We start from the raw sequence: 25,209 nt of genomic DNA on the forward strand, positions 1-25,209 counted from the left end.
ATTTTTTACATTCTCCGTTAGCGATTGTTTTTAATAAACCGATAGCTGTTGTTAAACAAGCTAGGAATACAATGATAGCAAATACATAAATACCAGCTTTACCAAATGCAACAGTAGAAGCATGGATTAAGATCTCTGCACCAGTTTTTAGATCACCACCACTTGCATAGTTACCTAAATAACCTAAACCAAAGTAGATAACACCTAATAAGAAACAAGCAATGAAACCAGCTTGAACTACGCTCTTACGAACTTCTTTGATTGGTGTATCTTCTGATGGTCTTAGAGTAGAAAGGATTAAACCACCAAAGATAACTGAAGCAAGAGCATCTAAAGTACCATATCCATCAATAGCACCTTTAGCAAAAGCTCCGCTCTGATATGCTTCTGTAGGAACTTTTACAGTTTCATCAGTTGTGTTAGCTAAGAAAGTAATTACTAAAACAACGATGAAGATAATTAGTGCTGGAGATAAGAACTTACCGATAGAATCAACTAAGTGATCACCATAAAGTGCTAGAGTATAACTGATTAAGAAGAATAAAGTAATGTAAACTAGACCAAAAGATGAACTAATTGGTAGTACTTGTGATAAATAATCAGTTAATAGAGGTTGGATACCAAGATCATAGGATACGTTTGCAACCCTTGGGATAGCAAATAAAGGTCCTAGTGAGATAACAAGTAAAATTGTTAGCGCATAACCAAAGTATTTACCTACACGACCATAGAAAGAAAGACCAGAGTCACCTGTGTAAGTGATTGCTACTAAGGTCAGGAAAGGAATAACTACAGCTGATAACGTGAAACCTGAAAGAGCAGGAAATACGTTACTACCTGATTCTAAACCTACTAGAGGAGCAAAAATTAGGTTCCCCGCACCAAAGTAGAAGGCCATTAGCATCAGACCACTAAAAAGAATACGATTCATATAAACCTCATAAGATAATAACAAAAGCGACTTTGTTATTATTTTTAAGCCAAATCAATAGGTTCAAGCGGAAATTAAAAGGAAATTCTCCGTTTGAACTGATAAAGTATAAAATAGTAAATATGCCTTATAATTTAAACAAAAAATTATAAGTTGTCAAGAACTTCGTAAATTTTTTTATAAAAAAAGCCACTACTGGTTAGGTAGTGGCTTTTTAAAATTCTATTAAATTGAGAAAGAAGATCCACAGCCACAAACATTAGTTGCTGATGGATTGTTTACAACAAAGCGATTTCCCATTAGTCCTTCTTCATAGTCAATAACTGAACCAATTAAGTATTGTAGGCTAATAGGATCAACGATTAAATCCACGTTAGCTGTATTGTTGTGGACAATTAAATCTCCCTCGTTTTCTTTTTCATCAAAAGTAAAACCATAGGTAAATCCACTACAACCGCCACCAGTAATATAAATACGAAGTCTATATTTTACATTTTCCGCTTCGATTAGATTAGAAACTCGTTTTGCTGCTTTGTCAGATAAGGTAATAATGTCTTGTACTTCCATATTCACAGCTATCTCTATAATTTGTTACTAAGTATTTTTAGCTTAGCAATAAATTAGTTAAACCCCTAAGTAAGATAAGTATATATTTTAAAACTTTCCTAGTAATAAAAAATAAATTATAGACTTTACTTTTCTTAAATGCTGAGCTAAGTATTTGAAAAAACGTAATTTTATTAAATTAATTAGTCAACAAATTCCCATAATAAAAGTAAGTATTTCTTTAACGTGCAAAATGTAAATCTTGTGCATTAAACTGGCTTATTATACCTTTAAATTTACTAGAAAGAATTAAATTATAATTGAGAAATAATTGGTGGCTATTTTTTAAAGAATCAGCGTAGAGGTATATAGGTTTCTTACTTGCAAAAAGTAACTGGGTATACCAATCATTAATGAGTTTATAATCACCATTAATTTCGGCAATAGCATAGGATTCATCAAGGATAACTTTGTTAGCAACCGGAACAAATGAAGTGTATCCTAAGTTTACATCAGGTTGCTCCTTAGGGATATCTAACCCTGGGGTTATGTAAAATGCTAAATTGTAAGCTAGTTTATCGACACGTATAAAATCTCTACTTAGATGCGAAAGTATTAATAGAGAGTTAGAGATAAAATTAACTCTTTCTGGAGCTATCTGTTCATTTTTTACCGTTTGGTAAACTAGAGAAGCAAAATCACGATTTTCTTGTAAGTAAAATTTACTAGCATTAGTAAGATTTAGCCATAAGGTAATATTTAAATCCTTAGAAGCTTGAATATATTGTTCTAGAGTTAACCAAGTATAACCGTCCTGATAAAACTCTACTTGTTGTAACTGTTTCCAAGTTAATGAACTTAAATTAATATCACCATCTTGTTGCTCAACTTCTGGATAAAGCAGAGTAATATTACTTAATTTTTTAAGATCAACTTGCGGGACGATAATAATGTTATTGTCCTTGGTAAGTTGTAGATCTAACCAAATATTTTTTAAATAATCAACATGACCTAAAGTAATTAAGTGATTATTTTCATGGTAATTAAGTAATCTAGGATATTTTTCTTCACTAATTATTGCCTTTTCCTCACTTAAGGTTTTAGCAAGGGTAAATTTACGCATGCTGGTCAATTTATCTAGCGGGTTGTAATGACGTTTATCGGTAGATAGGTCTAAATGTACATAGGTTTGCCAGCAAATCACTGCAAAAACTAATAAGTAGACCAAATATTTCAATTTAAGCATGTGGTTATATCCAAGAGTTTAAGAATAAATATATGTATAATTATAAGAGCAAAAGATAAGTAATTACTCTCATTTACGAGTTTAAATTGATGCAAGAGAACATTTTTAATGTATTTGCTATTGTGGGAGAACCAAGAAACCCTAATAGCTTAATTACGCATAAACAAATTTATAATTTTTTGAAAGAAAAAGGTAAAGTTGTTTTAATTGAACAAGGTTTAAAAAAACAATTACCCGAGATAGAAGAAGTTGCTTTTGTTGCGGATGAGGTTATCAACCAAAGAGCAGATTTAGTTATCTGTGTCGGAGGGGACGGTAACATGATTAGAGCGGCTCTGCGCTTTGCTCCGCATAATATTCCTCTAATTGGAGTAAATAAGGGTAATTTAGGTTTTTTAACTGATATAGACCCACAAGATACTTCGCTTAGTTTAGAGCGTTTATTATCTCCTGAAAATTATTATATTGAAGAAAGAAACACCCTAGAAGTATCTTTTTTTGATGAGGTTGATCATAAAATTGAAGAGAAAGTAAATATCTTTAATGAAATTGCTCTTCTTGGTAGTCGTGATAATAGAATACTAGAAGTAGAAGTATATGTGGATAAAAAGTTTGCTTTTGGTATGCGAGGGGATGGTTTAATTGTTTCTACTCCAACGGGATCTACGGCTTACAATCTATCAACTGGAGGACCGATAGTTCACCCTCTCCTACATGCAGTAATTCTAACTCCAATGAATGCTCATACCTTAACTTCAAGACCAGTGGTTATTCCTGCTACTTCTGAAATTGATATTTTATTTAAAAAAGATGTAACCGCAGAAACGTTTGACATTTATTGTGATGGAGCTTTAACTCACGCTTCAACTGCGACTAGCCATATTTCAATAAAATCAACTGATTTTAGCGTAAAAATGGTACATTTTAATGACTATAACTATTATAGTATTTTGGCGAAGAAATTAAATTGGTCTAAACGTTTATTTTAGATTAAATAATTATGTTAACAGGTTTAAATATAAATAACTTTGCTATTATTAAGCAATTAAATATAGATTTAAATAGTGGAATGACGGTTATTACCGGTGAGACTGGCGCAGGTAAATCTATTGCTATAGATGCCTTAAGTCTTTGTATGGGATATCGTTCAGATATAGGTATGATCCGCAATGGTTGTAATCAAGCACAGGTTAGTGCAAGCTTTTCAATTGATGAGCGATCAATTGCTTACGCTTGGCTTGAAGAAAAATCATTACTAGATGAAGAGCAACCTACTGAAGTAATAATACGTCGTTTAATCAATATAAATGGTCCTTCAAAAGCTTATATAAATGAACATCCTGTATCAATTTCTTTTTTAAAAGAGTTGACACAATATTTAGTGCATTTACATGGGCAACATGCTCCTCAGCTGTTGTTAAAGACAAGCTATCAATTAGTCCTATTAGATCGTTTTGTTAACAATAAAGAATTATTGCAAGAAGTAAAAGCTAGTTATGATAACTATCAACAACTTCTTAAAGAGTATAAAAACTTTATTGATCAAAGAGAAAATTATCAAACGACAAAACTTTTACTTGAGTATAAATTCAATGAATTAAAAGAACTTAATTTAGTAAAAGGAGAGTATGAGGAATTAGAAAAGGAATATAAAATTCTTTCTAATCAAGTGCATATTCGTGAGTTAAATCAACAGATAATTGATCTTCTGTCCGATGGAGCTCATAATGTAAATAACTTATTGTCACGAGCGGCAAATAGTACTCACCGCCTTTTATCTTACGACCAAAATTATCAAAATTTAGCTTCAATGCTAGATGAGGCTTTAATCAATATTCAAGAGTCAATAACAGAAGCTCAAGGGTTAATGATTGCAGAATTTGCTCAAGAAGATATGGATAGAGTTGAAAAGAGAATGCAAGCATATAACAATATGGCAAAGAAAAATAACATTTTGCCAGAGCAACTTTTTGACTACTATAAAAATATTGCTAACCAACTGAGTTCACTTAGATCAAGCATGGGGGATGAAAGTGAATTAGAAGGGAAAGTCGAGCAAGCTCGTCTTGAGTATGCACAAAAAGCTAAACAGTTGAGTGATGTTCGTCGTGAGGGAGCTGTTAAATTAAGTACCAAAGTTGAAGAGATAATGAAGGATCTAAATTTAAAAGATGCTCAATTTTATATTGATGTTATCTATGATCCAAATCATATTTCTGATAATGGTTCTGATCAAGTTAAGTTTATGCTTAATTCAAATTTAGGGCAACAAGCGCAAGAATTGCATAAAGTAGCTTCAGGTGGAGAGTTATCACGTATTGCTTTAGCTATTCAATTATTGACAGCCAGCCATTTAGACAATGGTACGTTAATTTTTGACGAAGTTGATGTGGGGATCTCCGGAAAAACAGCAACAGTAGTTGGAAGAATTATTCGTCAATTAGCCAAACGTATTCAAGTTTTAAGTGTTACCCATTTAGCGCAAGTTGCTGCTTACGCTAATAACCATTTCCAAGTAGAGAAATGGAATGAAGGTAATCAAGTAAATACGCAAATGAGATTGCTTGATCGTGAAGGACGTATTAATGCTTTAGCAAGTTTAATTGGGCATGAAGATCTTTCAACAGAAGCTATTAAGAATGCAGAGTTTTTACTTGATCAAAGTCAAAATGATCCTCAACTAAACAATGATTTAATTGCAGATTAAGCAGTTGAGAAAAGGCACAGAGTGAAAACTCTGTGCCTAAGATCTTTATACTAGATTTAGTTTCTTACGTAGTAAGATTACTACATAAATGTATAAAGCAATAATAATTGCCATAAAGAAAACAACACTGCCTAGTAGATTAGCTTCAGGAGTACCTAAGAAGGTGTATCTAAAAGAGCTAACAACGTAAGCAATTGGATTAAATAGACTTAGATTAGCGAAAAAGCTAGGTAAAGTCTTTACATCAAAGAATATACCAGATAGGTAAGTAAGTGGTGTTAAGATAAAAGTAGGGATAAAGTTAATTTGTTCAAAAGTATTAGCATATACCGCATTGATCATGCCGGCTAAACTAAAAATAGTACAAACTAAAACTAAAATCACTACCGCCATAATAGGGTCATAAATATAGAAGCTACCTGTAAAAATTACACTAGCTACCCAAATTAGAAAGGCGATCACGATACCACGTAATACCCCAGATACAGTAATGCCAATGATAAAAGAATGTACATTCACAGGAGCTGATTGAATGTACTGCATGGTTTTGAAGTATTTACGCATAAAGGTAGTAAAAACACCATTACCAAAAGCAGCTCCCATTACTGGCATAACTAAGAATCCAGGAACTAAGAAGTTCACATAAGGTACTCCATTTAGTTCACCAATTTTAGAACCTAAAATATAACCAAAAATTAGGAAATATAAAAACGCGGTAACAAATGGAGAGAAGATATTTTGAATCCAAACACGAAGATTACGTCTGATTTCTTCGTAAATTATTGTTTTTACTGACTGAACTGCGATCTGTTTACTAGAGTGGTAATTGATCATATCTAGGTAATTACCTTTTTTCAATTCCTCTAGCTCTTTTAGATCAGCCTCAGTTACTCTAACCGTTAATTTCATATCACTTTTATACTTGTTTTTTCTTGTTCTTAAGTAAATGTTACTATTATAGCAGTCTTTGCAGGGCAAATAAAAACTTTAGTGTAAAATAATTTTGAAGGTTAGAGTACTACTTGATATAACGCCTATGGAAAGAGAAATTTTTATTGTTGGGATTACTGGAGGTATGGCTTCTGGTAAAACTACAATTGCAAACCTAGTTTATAAGCTAGGAGATTGTTTTTGCATTCAAGCAGATCAAGTTTCCCGTGAGGTGGCAACTGATGGTCATCCATGCTTTGATGAATTAGTAGAAGCTTTTGGTGAAGGGATATTAATGCCTTATAACCAAGGTGAAATCCGTATCTTAAATCGTAAAGCCTTAAGAGATTTAGTTTTTGCTAACACTAAAGAGGGGAAAGCAAATAAGGAACTTCTTGAAAAGATTACGCATAAACATATTCATTTAAGAACTTTAGAGCTCTTTGAAGAAGCTAAAAAAGAGAATAAAAAATATGTACTTTGGGATGTTCCATTATTATTTGAGGTAGGTTGGGACAAGCTTTGTGATGAGGTAGTTGTGGTAACTTGCGATCTAGAAACTAGAATAGCTAGAGCTCTCCAACGTGATCCAACTTTAACTGAAGATAAATTGCGAAATATTATAAAAGCGCAAACCGATGACGAATACAGAGTAGCTAAAGCTACTTATGTAATTGACAACGGCGCTGAAGTAGACTCCCAGCAATTAGAGAAGTTAGCAATTAAGTTAAATAACTATTTGCTTAATAAGATATCTCAACAGTAAAGAAATATTTAAGTTTATATTAGATCATGGAAGAAATAAAAGTAAACTGTCCACAGTGTAAGAAAGAAACAATCTATAGTTTTGATAATCCTTATCGCCCATTTTGTAGTGAAAGATGTCGCTTAATTGATTTAGGTGCTTGGGCTGAAGGGGAGTATTCTCTAGAAGCTCAACCAGAGAATGAAGCTGAAGTTGAGCAGCTATTAGAAGTAATGGCCAAAAAGTACAATTTAGATGACTAGCATATTTAGTTAATATTGCTAACACTTCACTAGAAAAAAGAGAAGTGAATACTTTTTGCCTCTTAGTTAAGATAGCCTTAGAATTGAACCTTGAAAGAAACAGAAAAAGGAGTAGTTAATACACTACTCCTTTTTCTGTTTTATATCTGCGGTCAACATACCTTGGAGAAGATCAATTTCTTTTTTAGTTAATTGAGCTTTCTTATATATGTGTTGTAAACGAGGGATAACTTTACTATGCTTAATAAAACCATTTTGCGTGTAATGTTCTTCTAAGCGAGTAAAGTAATTGTGAAAGTCTGCTTGGCTTGCTAATTCTTGAGCAGTGTTTTGAGATTGCTCTAATTTATTATCTTTATTGGTTTCTAAAACTTTTACTCTTAAACTATAAGCAATAAGTAAGCTAGCCATAGCTAGATTTAAAGAAGAATACTCTGGATTAGCGTTTATTATGATGTGGTAATTAGCTAAATTAAGTTGTTCATTAGTTAAACCACTGTGTTCGGTACCAAAGAGTACTGCTACTTTGAGCTTATGAGGAGAATTTTGATTAAATTCAATAGCTTTGGTAACTATCTCCTCTGGGGTAACGATCGTAGGATTTAAATTACGTGGACGAGCTGAGGTAGCAAAGATAACATTTACATCTTCAAGCGCTTGCTCAAGGTCTGAAAAAATACGCATGCTTGCTAAAGTGTCTTTAGCTCCAGCAGCATTAGCAACAGCCTGAGGATCATTAACATTGGCTAGAGGAGCAACTAAGCGTACGTCGCTAATCCCCATATTTTTAGTAGCCCTAGCTATAGAACCTAAATTACCTGGATGAGTAGTGTTTATATAAATAAAGGTAAATTGATCTAAGTTAATCATGAGTTAAAACAAAAAAATATAGATAAACTTTGATATAATCATTAAAGAGGATAAAAAGAACTATATTTTTATTCTCTTTAGTGCTATATGATAAATTTGAAATCACCTACAAGATATTTGTAAGAATATAAATTTCTTAAAATATTTTTATAAAAGCTTACACTTTAGTGTGGGAATATGGCATAATATAAATTAATCTTAAATAAAGTATTAAGTTAAGATTTAACTTTTTATAACATTAAAGATTCTTAAATAATAGAAGCTTAAATAGTTAACTATATAAGACTAAATAGTTTAAGATGCAATAAATTGACTTTCTTAATATCAAATTAGGATTAAAGTTATAGTTACTTTATCATAGATAAATAGGCTTGTCTTATTACTTAAGTAATTAGCTATTAAACACTCAAGAATTAAGTAGCGAGTGAATAAAAACTTACTATAAATAACTATATTTGATAGGTATTGAATTTATGAAGCTGACTTCTAAAGCTCGTTATGCGGTAATGGCTGTTGCTGATCTAGCATTATACAGTTTTTTATCCAAAAACACGATTGTTTTAAAAGAGATTGCTGATAGACAACAAATTTCGATTTCGTATCTTGAGCAATTGTTTGCCAAATTACGCAAAAGAGGGATAGTAAATAGCTTGCGTGGTCCAGGTGGCGGTTACTTTCTTTCAAAAGATATTGATAGCATCTCTGTCTGGGATATCATCACAGCAGTGGATGAAACAATAGAATTGAAGCGTTGCTCTGGTAATGGTGATTGTGTAAGCGGTGAAAGATGTATTACTCATAATCTCTGGAATGACTTGACTAAAAATATATCCGCATATTTGAAACAAGCAACTATTGGATCAATTATTCGTGATCATCTTTCAGACGAAGCTGTTAATGAAGAAATGGTTGAGCGTTTAAAATACTATCAAGTAGAGCAAAAACTACGTAAAAATGTAGGTGCAACCGGTAGACAATACCGCTCGAAAGATATGCCTCATTCAAGAATTCATATTGTAAACTTACCACATGATGATTAAATAAAGTTTTGTAAAAACTTTATAACCTAATAATTTCTTTTTGTCCTTCATGCTTAAAGTAAAGCATGAAGGACTTTATTTTTTTATAAATTTATATATAGCTTACTAAGTATAGTTACGTAGCTACATAGCTGTAGCTTTTTCGGGGCTAATATCGGCATACATACTTAGTGAATGGAATGATTTTTGCTCTAACTTTTTATTAAAGCATGCTTCAAAGTTTGAGAATCAAAAAAGCATAAATAGCTTTTTACTATTGATATTTTTCTTTTTTATTAGCCAATCTTTTTAAAGGTTTGGAACGAATTTAAGCATTATTTGTGTGGGTTTATAATAAAATCTCTATTTTAGTAAAGTATTGAATAATAAGGTATAATAAGAGAGGAATTGGTAATTTTAATTTTTTCGAGAAAAAGATCAAGCAAAGCTAAAATTTGATCTTTTATATTATGCTATAATGACTTAGTAAATAAAGTGGTTATTATAAGAACCTTTTACTTTTTTATAGATTTTAAACTCAAGCTAAATTTGGGTATATTCAAAAAATTTTAGCTTACACAAAAATATCAATAGATAAATACTATAATTGATATTACAACTTTTAGGAGAAACACAGACTTATGTCTCGTTCTATTTATTTAGATTATTCAGCGACAACACCAGTGGATCCTCGTGTTGCTGAAAAAATGATGCAGTGCTTAACTCTTGATGGTAATTTTGGTAACCCTGCTTCAAGATCTCATAAATTTGGTTGGGAAGCCGAAAAAGCTGTAGACCAAGCTCGTCAAGATATTGCAGATTTAATTAACGCAGACCCTCGTGAAATTGTTTTTACTTCAGGTGCGACAGAATCTGACAACTTAGCAATTAAAGGTACAGCTGCTTTTTATAAAAGCAAAGGTAATCATTTAATTACAGTAAAAACTGAACATAAAGCTGTTTTAGATACAATGAGACAGTTAGAGCGTCAGGGCTTTGAAGTTACTTATCTAGATGTAGATGAGAATGGAGTTATTAGTTTAGAAGATTTCACTAATGCTATTCGTCCTGAAACAATTTTAGTTTCAGTTATGCTAGTTAATAACGAAACTGGTGTACTGCAACCTGTTGCTGAAATTGGTAAGATTTGTCGTGAAAGAAAAATCGTTTTCCACTGTGACGCTACTCAAGGTGTTGGTAAAATTCCAGTAGATGTAAAAGAATTAAATGTTGATTTAATGTCTTTCTCTGGTCACAAAGTTTACGGTCCTAAAGGTATCGGTGGTTTATATGTATGTCGTAGACCAAGAGCTCGTTTAGAAGCTTTAATCCACGGTGGTGGTCACGAGCGTGGTTTACGTTCTGGTACTTTACCAACTCACCAAATCGTTGGTTTAGGTGAAGCTTACCGTATTGCAAAACTAGAACTAAACGATGAAATGAAGAAAATTAGTGCATTACGTGATCGTTTATGGAATGGACTAAAAGATATTGAAGAAATTTACTTAAATGGTAAATACGATTATTCTGCACCTGGTATTTTAAATGTTTCATTTAACTATATCGAAGGTGAGTCATTAATGATGGCTTTAAAAGATATCGCTGTATCTTCAGGTTCTGCATGTACTTCTGCTTCATTAGAACCATCTTACGTTTTAAGAGCTTTAGGTCGTAATGACGAATTAGCTCACTCTTCAATTCGTTTTTCTTTAGGTCGTTTCACAACAGAAGAAGAAATTGATATCACTATTGATTTAGTAAAAAGTGCAGTGAAAAGATTAAGAGATTTATCTCCACTATGGGATTTCTATAAAAAAGGTATCTCATTAGATTCAATTACTTGGACTGCACACTAAATTTTAATAAGGTATAAAAACATGGCATATTCAAATAAACTATTAGATCACTATGAAAATCCACGTAATGTAGGTTCATTTGACGCTGACGATTCTAAAGAAATCGGTACGGGGATGGTAGGTGCACCAGCTTGTGGTGACGTAATGAAATTAGAAATTAAAGTAAATGATCAAGGTATCATTGAAGACGCAAAATTCCGTACTTATGGTTGTGGTGCTGCAATTGCTTCTTCTTCTTTAATGACTGAATTAGTAAAAGGTAAATCTTTAGATGAAGCTTTAGAAATTAAAAACGAAGCTATCGTTAAAGAATTAGAATTACCACCAGTAAAAATTCACTGCTCTTTATTAGCTGAAGAAGCAATTGAAGCAGCGGTAAATGATTATCGTAACAAAAACAAATAATTGATAACTATCCCAATCTCCATTTTAAAAATTGGAGATTGGGGTTATTTTATATTGCTATTTAAGAGTTTAAGGTAAAATAGCAATATAAAATAACTAAAACTTTAGAGGGTCAAATAAATGGCAATTACATTAACTGATGTAGCAGCTCAAAGAGTTAGAGCTTTTCTAGATAACCGTGGCAAAGGTATAGGTCTAAGAGTTGGAGTGAAAACTTCAGGTTGTTCTGGTATGAGTTATGTTCTAGAGTTTGTTGATGAGTTAAACGTTGATGATGTTACTTTTGACGTAAAAGGAGTAACTATTGTAGTAGATAAGAAAAGTTTAGTTTATCTTGATGGAACTGAACTTGATTATGTGCGTGAAGGTTTAAACGAAGGCTTTAAATATACAAATCCAAACAGTAAAAGTGAATGTGGTTGTGGAGAAAGTTTTAATGTTTAATCCATTTGCAATTTTTTCATTAGAAGAAGACTTTACAATTGATAATAAAGCTTTAGAAGCAAAATACTTAGAGTTAATGAAAGTTTACCATCCTGATAAAGTGGTAAATGAAGAAGAATCTAAAAGAATTGCTTTTATGACAAAATCAACGCAAATTAATGATGCTTATAACATCTTAAAAAATGATGTTAAACGTGCACAAGCTTTGATTGATCTAAAGAAAGATCAGGTTCATTTTGATGAAACCGTTGCCAAGCAAGATAACCAATTCCTTTTTGTGCAATTACAAATGCGTGAAGCGGTAGAAAAACTTTCTCACAATTTTTCGGAAGAGAAGTTTAACGCATTAAAATCTCAAGCTAAAGCTTTACTTACAGAAAATAAAGCTAACTTAGTTGAAGCTTTTGCAAAAGAAGATTTGGGATTGGCACAAAAATTAGTATATCGTTTACAATTTCTTGCTAAACTCTCTAGCGAAATTGAAAATGTTGAAGATAAGTATTTAATTTAAAAATAGCAATATGGCATTATTAACTATTTCTGAACCTGGACAAAGTGCTGCTCCACACCAAAGAAAAGTAGCAGTAGGTATTGATCTGGGAACAACTAACTCTCTAGTTGGAGTTTTTCAAAATGGCTCTTTAGAAATTATTAATGATGAGCAAGGCAGACCTCTTTGCCCATCAGTGGTACATTTTAGTAAAGAACAAGAGCCAATTGTTGGTTATGAAGCTTTAGCAATAGCTCCTAATGATCCACAAAATACAGTAATTTCAGTTAAAAGATTTATCGGTAAATCTTTAGATGAAGCTTTAAAAGTTGCGCATAAATTACCTTATGATCTAACAAGATCTGAAAATAATTTACCAATTTTTAAAACTCAGGCTGGTGAAAAAAATGTTATTGAAATCTCTAGCTTGATTCTTAAGAAATTAAAAACTCAAGCAGAGAAAACTTTAGCTACAGATCTGCATGGTGCAGTAATTACTGTGCCAGCTTACTTTGATGATACTCAACGTCAGGCGACTAAAGATGCTGCTAAGTTAGCCGGTATCAATGTTTTACGTTTATTAAATGAGCCTACAGCTGCTGCTATTGCTTACGGAATTAGCACTGATAAAGATGGCTTAGTTGCGGTGTATGACTTAGGTGGTGGTACGTTTGATATTTCTATTCTACAAATAGAGAAAGGGGTATTTAAAGTATTAGCTACTGGTGGTAATACAAATCTAGGTGGTGATGATTTTGATACTGCTTTAGTAAAAGATTTAGAAGCAAGATTGGGCTTAGCAGAAGTTGAACTTAACAAGTCAAGTCAGCGTTTAGTATTAGAGTTAGCTATTGCTGTAAAGAAAGCTCTAAGTTCTAAAGAGCAAGTAAATCTTGATGACTTTGTAGAATTTGCAGAGTTAAAGAAATCTCTAGCTAAAGAGTTAACAAGCTCAACTTACACTAAAGCTGAATTTGATGCTTTAATTAACGACTTAGTACGTGAAACCTTATTAATTTGTAAATCTGTAATTAAAGATGCACAAATTTCTAAAGATGACGTTGAGGAAGTTATTCTCGTAGGTGGATCTACTCGCGTTCCTTTAGTCAAAGAAAAAGTAGGTGCTTATTTTGGTCGTGAGCCATTATGCAGTATTGATCCGGATACAGTGGTAGCTCTTGGAGCTGCAATGCAAGCGGACATTCTGGCCGGAAACCAAAAGGATAATGACTTCTTACTATTAGATGTATTACCTTTATCACTTGGGGTAGAAGTTTACGGAGGATTAGTAGAAAAAATCATTCCACGTAACACTGTTATCCCTATTACTCGAGCACAAGAGTTCACAACTGCACAAGATGGGCAAACTGGTTTAAAACTTCACGTAGTACAAGGTGAGCGTGATATGGCAGCAGACTGCCGTTCATTATCACGTTTTACTCTTAAAGGTTTACCACCAAAAGCAGCTGGTGCATTAAAAATTAGAGTTACTTATCAAGTAGACGCTGATGGTCTACTAAATGTTTCTGCACATGAGTTAACCACAAACGTAAGTGCTGAAGTACAAGTAAAACTATCTTACGGTTTAACCGAAGATGAAGTTTTAAAAATGATTAAAGACTCAAGTGAGTTTGCTTCTTTAGATATGGCATTACGTAAGTTATCAGAGACGCAAGTAGAAGCAGAACTACTAGTTAACTCAGTAGTACAACAAGTACAAAGATATGGTAATGCTTACTTAGAGGAAAAAGAAGCTAAGAACATTGAAAGAAATGTAAATAGACTCTTAACTCTATTACAGAAATACAAACTAGAAAACTTAAATGTTGCTAGTTTAACTAACGATGACGCACAAAGATTAAAAGAATATGCAAATGAAATTGATTTTTGGAGTCAACAAGTTGAAGTTAGCACGAGAGAGTTTGCAGCAAGAATTATGACTGAGAGTATTAAAGAAGCTCTTACAGGTAAAGATATTAACGAAGTTTAGTAAAGGAATTTAAAATGCCTAAAATTACTTTTTTACCTCATGTTGACTTATGTCCTGAGGGATTAGTCGTTGAAGCTCAAAAAGGAGAATCAATTTTAGACGTGGCTTTACGTAATGGTATTGAGATTGAGCATGCTTGTGAAAAATCATGTGCATGTACAACATGTCACGTTGTTGTCCGTGAAGGTTTTGATTCATTAGAAGAGCCAACAATGGAAGAAGAGGATCAACTAGATAAGGCTTGGGGGCTTGAGTTAGATTCTCGTTTAGGCTGTCAGGCTTATGTTGGAGACGAAGATTTAGTAGTGGAAATACCTCGTTACACTATTAATCACGCACGTGAAAATCACTAAAATAAAGAAGCTATCGACTTATGTTGATAGCTTTTTTTAATTATTGATATAATCATGGAGAAAAATTACACTAAAAGTAAAAATGAAACAAAAGAACACAAAACAGTTAAACAGAAATTATCGTGCTAATTCTGTGCAAACTAAAAAACCTAATATTAAATCTAAAAATTTATCTCCTACTTTCGCAAGCAAAAAGACTCCCCCAAAAGTAAATACTAAAAACATTTCTAACCAATTAAAATTAGACGGCAAATCTTTAACTAGCAATTTAGCGAGAAATAAAGTAGAAGGTGCAACTATTTCAGAAGCAAGTGTTGCAACTTACCAAGAATATTTCAAAGCCCCAGCAGATGTGGCAATAGGGCAAGAATACCGTACTAAAGTAGTTGAGTTGGTTATTAATGAAGATGAACAAGATCGTCGTATCGATAATTTTTTAATTAGCATCTTACCTAATATCCCTAAAACAACTTTTTACAAGTTATTACGTAAGGGGGAGATAAGAGTAAATAAAGGAAGAATTAAACCAGAATATAAATTAAAACTAAATGATGTAGTGCGTATGCCTCCTTTAGTCTTAACTCATACTTTAGATAAGACAGCAGAGCTTAAAGATATAGTCAAACTCAATTCGGTACAGGATTTAAAAAATCGCATAGTATATGAAGATGAAGGTTTATTTATTATTAATAAGCCTGCAGGCATTGCTGTTCATGGTGGATCTGGAGTAAATTACGGAGTTGTTGAAGCTTTAAGAGTGTTATTTCCTCGTGAAAAAAGATTAGAGCTAGTTCACCGTATCGATAGAGAGACTTCTGGTTTATTAATGGTTGCTCGTAAACCTAGCGTGCTTAAATTTTTGCAAGATCAGTTCCGTAATAAAACTATCTTTAAATCATATCTATGTTTAGTTCCTGGGATATGGCAAGAAAGTCAAGTAGATGCCCCTTTACTCCGTTACGAAAAATTAGGAGAAAGATTTGTAAAAGTCGATGATCAAGGAAAAGAGTCGCAGACAAAATTCAAGCGCCTAGCAGTTTATCAGGACGAAAATGGAGAAAAATACTCATTAGTTGAAGCAAGTCCATTAACAGGTAGAACACATCAAATTCGCGTTCATGCTTTACATGCTCTAGCGCCATTAGCAGGTGATGAGAAGTATCAAGATTTAATTGCTACTTCGTATATTAAAAAAGTTGGTTTAAAACGTATGTTTTTACATGCTTATAAACTAAATTTTATCTCTGCAAAAACTGGGGAAAGAGAAGTTATAGAAATTTCTCTAGACAATGAATTAGAAAACTTTTTATCTAAATTAACTAAAATTGAGTAATAAATAAGTAAAGTATAGAGTAACTACTAACTATAAAACAAGTTAGTAAATTTAGTCATATACAATAGCTTAGAATTATCATTCAAAGTTTTTGCCTAAAGGTAAAGTAAAGTTTTAGATTAGTTTTGCATAGAAAAATTTCTAGAGAGTAAAAGAGAAAAATTTCAAGAGAGTAAGCTAAGACTTAATAGATAATCTTTTGAAATTTTTAGGATTTTGGAGTAAAATATAAAACGAGTAAAGTAAAAAATCTTGCTAAAAAATAAAGATTTATTAACTAGATTTTGGGTTAACTAACTCTTTGATTTTTAGGTTGGATAATTTGTTGCTAGCTCATTTTGGGGCGCTTTTAGAAGCGCAAGAATTATTTAAACTCTTTTTTATAATCTAATTAAAAAAGAGTAAATGTAGTTATTAAATTAACTTTTTGTTAATGAGTTCATATGAATAAGGAGTTATTCCTCTATGAAATTTTTTGATTATTTATAATCCTTCATTAGACTAGATTGTGGAAATATAGCTTTAAGTGAAGGTAAACTCAATATTTTCGTACCACTTCTTAAAAATAACAGTAATGATATTTTGCATATCTACCGTTTTTTTAGAGATAGAAGGTGATAAGTGATTTCTCTTAGTGAAGAGCAGGAAAGCCGTAAGACTCAAGTAGCAAAAGATCGCTTATTAGAAAATTCATGATTGCTTTTTTACATCAAAGCTGTTAGTAAAGGAGAATAACAAGTATTTTGTTTAATAAGCTTTTAACATAAAAAGCAAAAGTGTATTTGAAGTAAATCATGCTTGACTTTCCCAATGGATTAGATAGAGATATCTCGTTGTTAGAGGAGAGTATTAACAGGTTAATTTAATCGTATTTAAGGATTACTTCAAGAAAAAATGAAGAAGATGCTAATTAACGCTACTCAAGAAGAAGAGGTGCGAATTGCTCTTGTCCAAGATAAAGAATTATTAGATTTAGATATTGAACAAAGACGTAATGATAATAAGAAGTCAAATATCTATATTGGCAAGATCTCTCGTATTGAATCTTCTTTAGAAGCATGTTTCGTGGATTATGGTGAGGGGCGTGATGGCTTTTTACCATTTAAAGATATACACGAGTCTTACTTTGTTCGTAAGGGAGCAGAGATAAAAGATCGTTTAGAAGTTGGGCAAAAGTTGATTGTTCAAGTAGCACGTGAGGAACGTGGTAATAAAGGAGCGGCTTTAACTACTTATATAGCAATTGCTTCAACTTTCTTAGTACTAATGCCTAATAGTCCAGAGGTTGATGGTATTTCTCGACGTTTAAGTGCTAGTGATCGTGACAATTTACGCGCTAAACTAGCAGAGTTAAATGTACCTGAAGGACAAGGTTTAATTGTACGTACAGCAGGGGTTGGTTGTTCAACTGAAGAGTTAAAATATGATTTAAAAATTCTTCACTTCATCTGGGAGAAAATTCAGGAGTACGCTGCTGAACACGATGAAGTTGGAATTTTACATCATGAGTCAGAAACAATTATCCGTGTAATTCGTGACTATTTAACTAAAGATGTAGGTGAAATCGTAGTAGATAGTCAAGAAGCTTATGAAAAAGCAGATCATTATTTAAGACTAGTAAGACCTAAATCTAAACCTACTTTAACTCTTTATAAACCAGAGAGAAATAAAAATATAGGTTTATTTGCGGCTTACGATCTTGAGCGTCAAATTGATACAGCTTTTGAGCGAACTGTTAAGTTAAAGAGCGGCGGTGCTATCGTAATTGATACAACAGAAGCTTTAACTGCGATAGACGTAAACTCATCAAGATTTACCCAAGGTGGTGATATTGAATCAACGGCTCTCTATACTAACTTAGAGGCTGCTGAAGAAATAGCTAGACAATTAAAAATTCGTGACTTAGGTGGTCTGATTGTAATTGACTTTATCGATATGTCTCATTCCTCAAACCAGAAAAAGGTTGAGGAAAAAATGCGTCAAGCTACCGCAGACGATCGTGCGAGAATTCAAACTTCCCGTATTTCTAAATTCGGTTTAATGGAGGTTTCTCGTCAACGTATTAGAGGATCGATTGCTGAATCAAATAATCACCAATGTCCTAGATGTAATGGTACAGGTTTCATTCGAGATAATGAATCTTTAACCTTACATATTCTGCGTCAAATTGTTGAAGAGTTAAATAAACGTACAGGTCGCTTAGCTAAACTTCACGTAGTTGTACCAAATGTAATTGCAGCTTACCTTTTAAATGAGAAGCGTGAAGATTTAATGAAAATTCAAGCTACTAACAATGTTGAGGTTGTGGTAGTTCCTGACGCTGATATGCAAACCCCACACTTTACGATTCATCGTGTAAGACGTGGAGATCAAGTTAAAGATAGAGAAAGTTACTTCTTAGTTGATCACTATCAAGAAGTTAATCGTTTAAATCAACGTAAACAGAATTTAAAAGATAAAGCAGAAGACAAGGGTTCAACTCATAATCAGTCATCAGTTCCTGATAGTTATGTAGAAAAAACTTTTGAAGCTCGTTTAGAGAAAGCAGATTTTATTCAAGAAGCTTTAGAAAAAGAAGCAAGAGATAAAACGTTACTAGGTAGATTTAGACAATGGCTTGTCGGTTTATTTACATTTAAACGTGCTGAAAAAGTTGAAGTTGAAAAAGTTGTTACAAGATCTGAAGGCCGCAAGAAAAAGCGTAGTAAAAAACAAGAAGCGCAACAAGCGGTTGAAGCAAGTACAACTGAAAATTCTGCAAGTACAACTGAAGAAAAACCTTTATCAAAACGTCAACAACGTAAGCTGTTAAAAGAGAAAAATAAAGCTAAAGTTGTTGAGGCAGCCGATGTTAAATCTGTCGCAGATGAAAAAGAGGTTGAGAAACCTTCTAAGGCTGAAAAAGCTAGTAAGGCAAAAGTTATTGATGACGGTTATGTAACTGAAGAAGTCTTTGCTTCTGGTAAAGAACGCAAGCGTAAAGCTAAGAAAGTTGCTGATAAGGCTATCGGGGATATAAATCCTGCAGAGGTGAAAGCTCAAGTTGAAGCTAAAGAGCGTGAAGAGCTCCAAGCTCAAGAGAAAGCTAATAAAGAAGTACCTTCTAAAGCAAAAGCTCAACGTAAAGAGGAAGCTAGCAAAGAAGTAAAAGAAGCTAAAGAGAATGTTTCTACAGCAGAAGTTACTAAAGAAGAAGTTACAGCAACTTCAGCACAGCCTGCAACTGTAAAAGAGCCTGCTCCTAAGAAAGAGAAACGCAGAAAGAGTTCTGATGTTGTTAACAGAGTTGTTTTACGTTTAGATGAAGCTGATTACAATGAGTTAGGTGAAGCTATTTACCTAAGTGAAAGTTCTGACGGCATTAACTTTACGCCACTAGAATTTTCTAAAGTAATCGCTAGCGATGTTGATAATATTAGTTTATCTAGAGATATCTCTGCGACTCTACCAGTTTCTAATAGAGTAAATGCTATTCTAAAAGTTTATGATGGCGAATTAATCAATGGAAACTCAACAGTAACTACGCAAAAAGAGAGAAAAGAGTTTAGTAAAACTGAAACTGTCTCAAACAAATCTTCAGGTAGTTTACGTTCGTTAGTTTTCCAAGCGCCACAGCCTTGTGTAAACTTTAAATATAGCTATAAAGAAATCCAGATAGCTAAAAAAGCTTTAAAAGATCAAAGAGCAAAATTACTTAAAGCTGAGAAGAAGCTCGCACAGAAAAATTCTAAATCTGTGCCAATTGGAGCAATACCAGGCAAGTTAAAAGGTAACAATAAAGAAGTATTAGAAAACTCAACTAATATGAAACAAAGTCCTATTAGTAAAGAGTTAAGAAATGCTGTTAACCTTGATATGCCACTTAAGCTTGATAGTTTAAACATGCCACAAGTGCAAAAACAACAGAAACAAGCTAACTCAGGTAAACAATCTTCTCCAGCAGTAGAAAAAGAAAAAGCTACGACAGCTAAATCTGTAGCACCAGAGATAACTTCTCCAGTTGTTACTGAGAATAAAGCTGTTGCTCCAGAAGTTAAATCTCCTAAGGAACAGCCTAAGGAGCAACCTAAGGAACAAGAAGTAGCTCAAAAACCAGATAGAACTGATAACTCTGCAACTAAAAAAGTAAAGTTAGAAGAGAAAACAGTTCAGACTGAAAAGCAAAAAGAAAAAAATCTTTTTGATTCCTTAGAAGATAATACGGAAGAGTTGAAAGTTATTAAAGCTTTACTAACTAAGGCTTATGCTAACCGTTTAGAATTAGATAGTGCTGTATTTGAAAAGTACAATCTTTCTAAAGGGGAGAATAATAATTTAATGACTTCATCATCTTACAGCAAATTAATTGAATATTACTTAGCTAAAAAGGCGGATGCTGTTGTAAGTAGTTTTGACAACATTACTGTTTCATTTGCTGAGTTAATTGATGACGCTGTAATAACCGGAAATAATGTTCTAATGACTCTCTTAGCTCATGAACAAATGCAACTGATTAAATTCAGAGAGGAAGTTACTCCTGCATTCTATGAGAAAGTTGAGCAACTTAGAAAATATCTAAGAGAGTTAATAAAAGATAAGCTTTATTTTGACAATGGTAAAGACATTAAGAGATTCAATAAACACTTAAATAAGGCTTGGGAAGCATATAAAGAAGTGATTACTATGAATCCTGAAATGTTGTTGCATATCCGCGCCCAGTATTTTGTGGAAGAACAATATAAAACCTTTATCAGTCAAGGGGAAATAGCTAAGCGTAGCTTAAAAACCCAACAAGCAAGAAATTAATAATTTTATTAAGGCGGTCTGTATTTTTTGATACAGACCGATTTTCAAAAATGGAAAAATTAGTTTTACAAAGTTCTCCTTTTGCTCATGGTGAAGTAACAATTCCAGGCTCTAAGAGCTTATCTAATAGAATTCTTTTACTAGCATCCTTAGCTAAAGGTACGACAAGAATTGATAATCTTCTAAAGTCTGATGATGTACATTGGATGTTAGAAGCTCTAAAAAAATTGGGTATTAAGTACACTTTATCTGATGACAAACAACAAGCACAGGTAGAGGGTAACGGTGGTGTGTTTGCCTTAGAAGGTGAGTATGATCTTTACTTGGGTAATGCTGGTACGGCTTTTAGACCATTAATAGCAGCTTTATCCTTTAATCAAGGAGATGCTACTTTTACCATTCATGGGGAAGATCGTATGCACGAGCGCCCTGTACTTGATTTAGTCGAAGCTTTAAAAAAAGTGGGTTGCGAAATTGAGTATTTGGTAAATGAGGGCTATGCTCCGTTAAAAATTACCACTAAGAAAGATAAAGTTTATCCTTCACATTTAGAAATTTCTGTTGCGGGTAATATTTCGTCGCAATTTTTAACAGCAATTTTGATGATTGCGCCATTAATTGGGTCTGAAGTAAAAATCAATATTATTGGGGAATTAGTATCTAAGCCTTATATTGATATCACGTTAGACTGTATGCAAAAGTTTGGCATAAATGTAGAGATTGTAGACGCTTATAAAAGTTTCATTGTAAAACCGCAAGCTTATGTAGCTAAAGAAGACGTTCTAGTTGAGGGTGATGCTTCAAGTGCTTCTTATTTCCTTTTAGCAGGTGCTATCGGAGGTGATGTTACAGTAAGAGGGATAGATATGACTTCTGTTCAAGGTGACAAAGACTTTGCTAAAGCATTAGAAGCAATGGGAGCTATTATCACCAGCGGTAAGGGGTACATTCGAGCGCAACAAAATAAAGAGTTATTAGCAAGTACAGGTTACCCACTTAGAGCGGTTGATTTAAATTTAAATCATATTCCAGATGCTGCTATGGGTATTGCAATTGCTGCTTTATTCTGCCCTCCTGCTAGCAAAACAATTATTCGTGATGTTTACAATTGGCGTGTTAAAGAAACTGATAGATTATCAGCTATGGCAACTGAACTGACTAAATTAGGAGTTGAAGTTGTTGAAGGAAATGATTATCTTGAAGTTATTGCACCTAAAGATATAAAAGAAGCAGAGATATTTACCTATAATGATCACCGTGTCGCTATGTGTTTTTCTCTAGTTTCTTTAAATAAGTTTGGACGCGAGATAACTATTCTAGATCCAAAATGTGTAAATAAAACTTTCCCTACATATTTTGCTGAGTTTTCTAAAATTCACGTTAAGTAAAGGTAATTTTATGCAAAAGTTTGTAATTACAATTGATGGTACTTCTGGAGTAGGTAAGGGTACTATGGCGGGGCTAATTGCACAAAAATATAATTGTGTGCGCTTAGACTCTGGAGCAATTTACCGTAGTGCAGCAATCTATTTAAAAGATCTCGACTACAATTTAGAACAAGACCCTAAAGACCCAGTTAAGCTAGTTAAGATAGTAGAACTTTTAACAAATCTACCATTAGAATTTAAAGATGAAGATGGGGTTTTAAAAGTTTACTTAAATGAAGTTGATGTAACTAGTCAAATTCGTCTTGAAGAAACAGGTGGTTTAGCTTCTTTAATTAGTAAAATTCCTGAGGTAAGAGCTTCATTACTAGCTCGCCAACAGCAATTTGCTTTAGATAATTCACGTCTAGTTGCTGAAGGTCGTGATATGGGAACTGTAGTATTTCCTCAAGCAGAGATTAAGTTTTATCTAGATGCTTCTCCGGAAGAAAAAGCAAAAAGACGCTTTAAGGAACTTGTAGAAAGAGGTGTAGAAGCTGATTTTGATGAGATCTTAGAGCAACTTCGTGCTAGAGATTATCAAGATAAAAGTAGAGAGGTTGCTCCTTTAGTAGCGGCTGAAGATGCTATTGTTATCGATACTTCCAATTTAGGTATTGAAGAGACTTTTGCTGAAATGGATAAACACTTAGCAAAAGTTTTTAATGCAAATTAATCTTTTCATTTTTAAGAAAAAATAGCATTTTAGAAAAATTTATTGTATAATATTAAACTGTTTTAACCGTGCAGTATGAGGCTGCATTTATTTATTCAACCCCTGCTTGAATGAATCAAGTTGGATGTTTATTTATTTTTTTATATTATTATAACCATGGAAAATTTTGCTCAACTATTTGAAGCGCAAGTTCTTAACACACCTAAAGTAGGTGACGTAGTAGAAGGTACTGTAATCGGTATTCAAAAAGGTTTTGTTATCGTTGATGCTGGCTTAAAATCAGAAGCTCAAATTTCTGAAGATGAGTTCAAAGAAGCTAACGGTGAACTAAACGTTAAAGTTGGTGACACTGTTGAAGTTGCTGTTGAATCATTAGAAAACGGTCAAGGTGACGTTTCTTTATCTCGTAGAAAAGCTAAAACTTTACAAGTTTGGAAAAATCTTCACGAAATTTACGAAAACAAAGAAACTATTACTGGTTACGTTTCTTCTAAAGTTAAAGGCGGCTATACAGTTGAGATCGATGGTATGATCCGCGCGTTCTTACCAGGTTCATTAGTTGAATTACGTCCAAGCCGTGAAAGTGCAAACTTAGAAGGTAAAGACTTAGAATTCAAAGTAATTAAATTAGACCAAAAACGTAACAACATCGTTGTATCACGTCGTGCTGTACTAGAAACTGAAGATAATGCTGATCGTGAAGCATTAATTGAAACTTTAGAAGAAGGTAAAGTAGTTAAAGGTGTAATTAAAAACTTAACTGAATACGGTGCATTCGTTGATTTAGGTGGTGTAGACGGTTTATTACATATCACTGATATGTCATGGAAACGTGTTAAACACCCAAGCGAAGTTGTATCTGTAGGTGAACAAGTTGAAGTTGTTGTATTAAAATTCGATAAAGAAAAAGTACGTGTTTCTTTAGGTCTAAAACAATTACAACAAGATCCTTGGGAAGAAGTAATTGCTAAATACAGCGTAGGTGACAAATTAACTGGTAAAGTTACTAACTTAGCAGAGTACGGTTGTTTTGTTGAAATCCTAGGTGGTGTTGAAGGTTTAGTTCACGTTTCTGAAATGGATTGGACTAACAAAAACGTTCACCCTTCTAAAGTAGTTTCTTTAGGTGAAGAAGTTCAAGTACAAATCTTAGAAATCGATGAAGTTCGTCGTCGTATTTCTTTAGGTATCAAACAATGTAAAGAAAACCCTTGGGCTAAATTCGCTGAAACTTACTCACGTGGTCAAAAAGTGACTGGTAAAATCAAATCAATCACTGACTTCGGTGTATTCATCGGTTTAGAAGGTGGTATTGATGGTTTAGTTCACGTTTCTGATTTAGGTAACGGTTCTAACGAAGAATTAGTTCGTCAATACAAAAAAGGTGATGAAGTAACTGCAGTTGTATTACAAATCGACGCAGACAAAGAGCGTATCTCTTTAGGTATTAAACAATTAAACGAAGAAGAGTTAAGCGCATTTGTATCTTCATTAAACAAAGACCAAGCTGTTAAAGCGGTAGTTGTTGCTAAAGACGACACTAAAGTAAAAGTTAAAGTTGAAGACAAATTCGACGGTTTTGTAAACGCGAGCGAATTAGAAACTGCTAATAACGGTGACGAATTAAATCTTTATGTTTTAGGTTTTGATCGTAAAAACTCAGCTTTAAGTTTATCAGTAGCTCCACGCGCTGAAGAAACTCAAGAAGAAGAGTTAAAAAACACAGCTTTTGCTGACGCTTTAGCTCAAGCTCAAAATCAATAATCTAAAACATTAGAGAAAAATTAAAAATGCGCCGTTTAGAGTTAGCTTCAATTATTGTGAGAGCCCTTGAAGAAGATTTCAAAGGTAATACTCCATCTCAAGACGAAGCAAATTTAATGATTAACACGCTATTACGCGAAATTGCGAGTTCAGTAACTGAAGGTCGCATGGTAGCTATTCGTGGTTTTGGTTCTTTCAAACCAAAATATTATAAAGGTAATACTAATTCAGGTATTTTCCAACGCGATATTAAGAAATCAGCGCGTGTTAAAACGTCTACTTTTGCAAGACCAACTTTTAAAGCTGGTACTTATTTACGCACAATTAAGTAATTATAGTAAATAAGATATAATATATTGTCCGAACGAAAAATAGGTCACTCTAGTAATAGAGTGACTTATTTTTATGCAAAAATCTTGCTGTATTTTGAGA

Annotated in this window: 22 protein-coding genes; 17 read left to right on the forward strand and 5 right to left on the reverse strand. The window is 33.1% G+C overall.

What is annotated here, in order from left to right; translation table 11 throughout:
* The 3 genes from brnQ to CKF54_RS01820 form a co-directional block, all read right to left on the reverse strand.
* Window positions 1-931, reverse strand: a 931-nt coding sequence (gene brnQ / locus CKF54_RS01810) for a branched-chain amino acid transport system II carrier protein (protein WP_119524576.1), incomplete at its 3' end; no start/stop codon positions are given.
* Window positions 932-1,156: 225 nt separating this feature from the next.
* Window positions 1,157-1,498 carry an iron-sulfur cluster insertion protein ErpA gene (erpA, locus tag CKF54_RS01815; protein ID WP_119524577.1) on the reverse strand — a complete coding sequence of 114 codons (342 nt, stop codon included), beginning with the start codon at window positions 1,496-1,498 and terminating at the stop codon, window positions 1,157-1,159.
* A 220-nt stretch (window positions 1,499-1,718) separates the two neighbouring features.
* Entirely contained in the window at window positions 1,719-2,723 is a 1,005-nt protein-coding gene (locus CKF54_RS01820) for a hypothetical protein (protein WP_119524578.1), read from the reverse strand.
* A gap of 89 nt (window positions 2,724-2,812) precedes the next feature.
* Here CKF54_RS01820 and CKF54_RS01825 point away from each other — a divergent pair, with 89 nt between their 5' ends.
* Together CKF54_RS01825 and recN are read left to right on the forward strand one after the other, a co-directional pair.
* Window positions 2,813-3,712 (forward strand): NAD(+)/NADH kinase, encoded by a 900-nt coding sequence (locus CKF54_RS01825; protein WP_119524579.1) that lies wholly within the window; start codon window positions 2,813-2,815, stop codon window positions 3,710-3,712.
* An 11-nt stretch (window positions 3,713-3,723) separates the two neighbouring features.
* Window positions 3,724-5,430 (forward strand): DNA repair protein RecN, encoded by a 1,707-nt coding sequence (gene recN, locus CKF54_RS01830; protein ID WP_119524580.1) that lies wholly within the window; start codon window positions 3,724-3,726, stop codon window positions 5,428-5,430.
* A 45-nt stretch (window positions 5,431-5,475) separates the two neighbouring features.
* Here the strand turns inward: recN and CKF54_RS01835 are convergent, their stop codons facing one another.
* Complete coding sequence (locus tag CKF54_RS01835; RefSeq protein WP_119524581.1) at window positions 5,476-6,339, reverse strand: ABC transporter permease; 864 nt, start codon at window positions 6,337-6,339, stop codon at window positions 5,476-5,478.
* 127 nt (window positions 6,340-6,466) lie between these two features.
* Between CKF54_RS01835 and coaE the strand changes: the two genes are divergently transcribed.
* Window positions 6,467-7,126 carry a dephospho-CoA kinase gene (gene coaE / locus CKF54_RS01840; RefSeq protein ID WP_119524582.1) on the forward strand — a complete coding sequence of 220 codons (660 nt, stop codon included), beginning with the start codon at window positions 6,467-6,469 and terminating at the stop codon, window positions 7,124-7,126.
* Between the two features lie 26 nt (window positions 7,127-7,152).
* The gene (locus CKF54_RS01845; RefSeq protein WP_119524583.1) at window positions 7,153-7,368 is read left to right on the forward strand and encodes a DNA gyrase inhibitor YacG; all 216 of its coding nucleotides are present in this window, start codon (window positions 7,153-7,155) and stop codon (window positions 7,366-7,368) included.
* 123 nt (window positions 7,369-7,491) lie between these two features.
* Here CKF54_RS01845 and CKF54_RS01850 read toward each other — a convergent pair whose 3' ends face one another.
* Window positions 7,492-8,238, reverse strand: coding sequence for an RNA methyltransferase (locus CKF54_RS01850; protein WP_119524584.1), 747 nt, complete (start codon window positions 8,236-8,238; stop codon window positions 7,492-7,494).
* A gap of 473 nt (window positions 8,239-8,711) precedes the next feature.
* On the opposite strand from CKF54_RS01850, the gene CKF54_RS01855 reads away from it, so the two are divergent.
* From CKF54_RS01855 to CKF54_RS01915, 13 genes are all read left to right on the forward strand, one after another.
* Complete coding sequence (locus tag CKF54_RS01855) at window positions 8,712-9,278, forward strand: Rrf2 family transcriptional regulator (protein WP_119524585.1); 567 nt, start codon at window positions 8,712-8,714, stop codon at window positions 9,276-9,278.
* A gap of 620 nt (window positions 9,279-9,898) precedes the next feature.
* Entirely contained in the window at window positions 9,899-11,113 is a 1,215-nt protein-coding gene (locus CKF54_RS01860) for an IscS subfamily cysteine desulfurase (RefSeq protein ID WP_119524586.1), read from the forward strand.
* Window positions 11,114-11,134: 21 nt separating this feature from the next.
* Window positions 11,135-11,518, forward strand: a complete 384-nt coding sequence (gene iscU / locus CKF54_RS01865) for a Fe-S cluster assembly scaffold IscU (RefSeq protein ID WP_119524587.1) — start codon at window positions 11,135-11,137, stop codon at window positions 11,516-11,518.
* Window positions 11,519-11,638: 120 nt separating this feature from the next.
* A complete protein-coding gene (iscA, locus tag CKF54_RS01870; RefSeq protein ID WP_119524588.1) occupies window positions 11,639-11,962 on the forward strand; it encodes an iron-sulfur cluster assembly protein IscA in 324 nt (107 codons plus the stop codon).
* Complete coding sequence (gene hscB, locus CKF54_RS01875) at window positions 11,955-12,473, forward strand: Fe-S protein assembly co-chaperone HscB (protein WP_119524589.1); 519 nt, start codon at window positions 11,955-11,957, stop codon at window positions 12,471-12,473. Before iscA ends, hscB begins: the two co-directional genes overlap by 8 nt.
* A gap of 10 nt (window positions 12,474-12,483) precedes the next feature.
* Entirely contained in the window at window positions 12,484-14,442 is a 1,959-nt protein-coding gene (hscA, locus tag CKF54_RS01880; protein ID WP_119524590.1) for a Fe-S protein assembly chaperone HscA, read from the forward strand.
* A 14-nt stretch (window positions 14,443-14,456) separates the two neighbouring features.
* Window positions 14,457-14,795: an ISC system 2Fe-2S type ferredoxin gene (fdx, locus tag CKF54_RS01885; protein WP_119524591.1), complete on the forward strand. Its 339-nt coding sequence runs from the start codon at window positions 14,457-14,459 to the stop codon at window positions 14,793-14,795.
* A gap of 352 nt (window positions 14,796-15,147) precedes the next feature.
* Complete coding sequence (locus tag CKF54_RS01890) at window positions 15,148-16,128, forward strand: RluA family pseudouridine synthase (RefSeq protein ID WP_262407798.1); 981 nt, start codon at window positions 15,148-15,150, stop codon at window positions 16,126-16,128.
* 894 nt (window positions 16,129-17,022) lie between these two features.
* Window positions 17,023-20,913 (forward strand): Rne/Rng family ribonuclease, encoded by a 3,891-nt coding sequence (locus CKF54_RS01895; RefSeq protein WP_119524593.1) that lies wholly within the window; start codon window positions 17,023-17,025, stop codon window positions 20,911-20,913.
* Window positions 20,914-20,963: 50 nt separating this feature from the next.
* Complete coding sequence (gene aroA, locus CKF54_RS01900; protein ID WP_119524594.1) at window positions 20,964-22,301, forward strand: 3-phosphoshikimate 1-carboxyvinyltransferase; 1,338 nt, start codon at window positions 20,964-20,966, stop codon at window positions 22,299-22,301.
* Window positions 22,302-22,311: 10 nt separating this feature from the next.
* A complete protein-coding gene (gene cmk, locus CKF54_RS01905) occupies window positions 22,312-23,013 on the forward strand; it encodes a (d)CMP kinase (RefSeq protein WP_119524595.1) in 702 nt (233 codons plus the stop codon).
* Between the two features lie 156 nt (window positions 23,014-23,169).
* Window positions 23,170-24,777 carry a 30S ribosomal protein S1 gene (rpsA, locus tag CKF54_RS01910; protein WP_119524596.1) on the forward strand — a complete coding sequence of 536 codons (1,608 nt, stop codon included), beginning with the start codon at window positions 23,170-23,172 and terminating at the stop codon, window positions 24,775-24,777.
* 26 nt (window positions 24,778-24,803) lie between these two features.
* Window positions 24,804-25,109 (forward strand): HU family DNA-binding protein, encoded by a 306-nt coding sequence (locus CKF54_RS01915; protein WP_119524597.1) that lies wholly within the window; start codon window positions 24,804-24,806, stop codon window positions 25,107-25,109.
* Window positions 25,110-25,209: the final 100 nt, after the last annotated feature.

Origin of the sequence: Psittacicella hinzii, from assembly GCF_003585885.1 — a bacterium.
Taxonomy (GTDB): Bacteria; Pseudomonadota; Gammaproteobacteria; order Enterobacterales; family Psittacicellaceae; genus Psittacicella.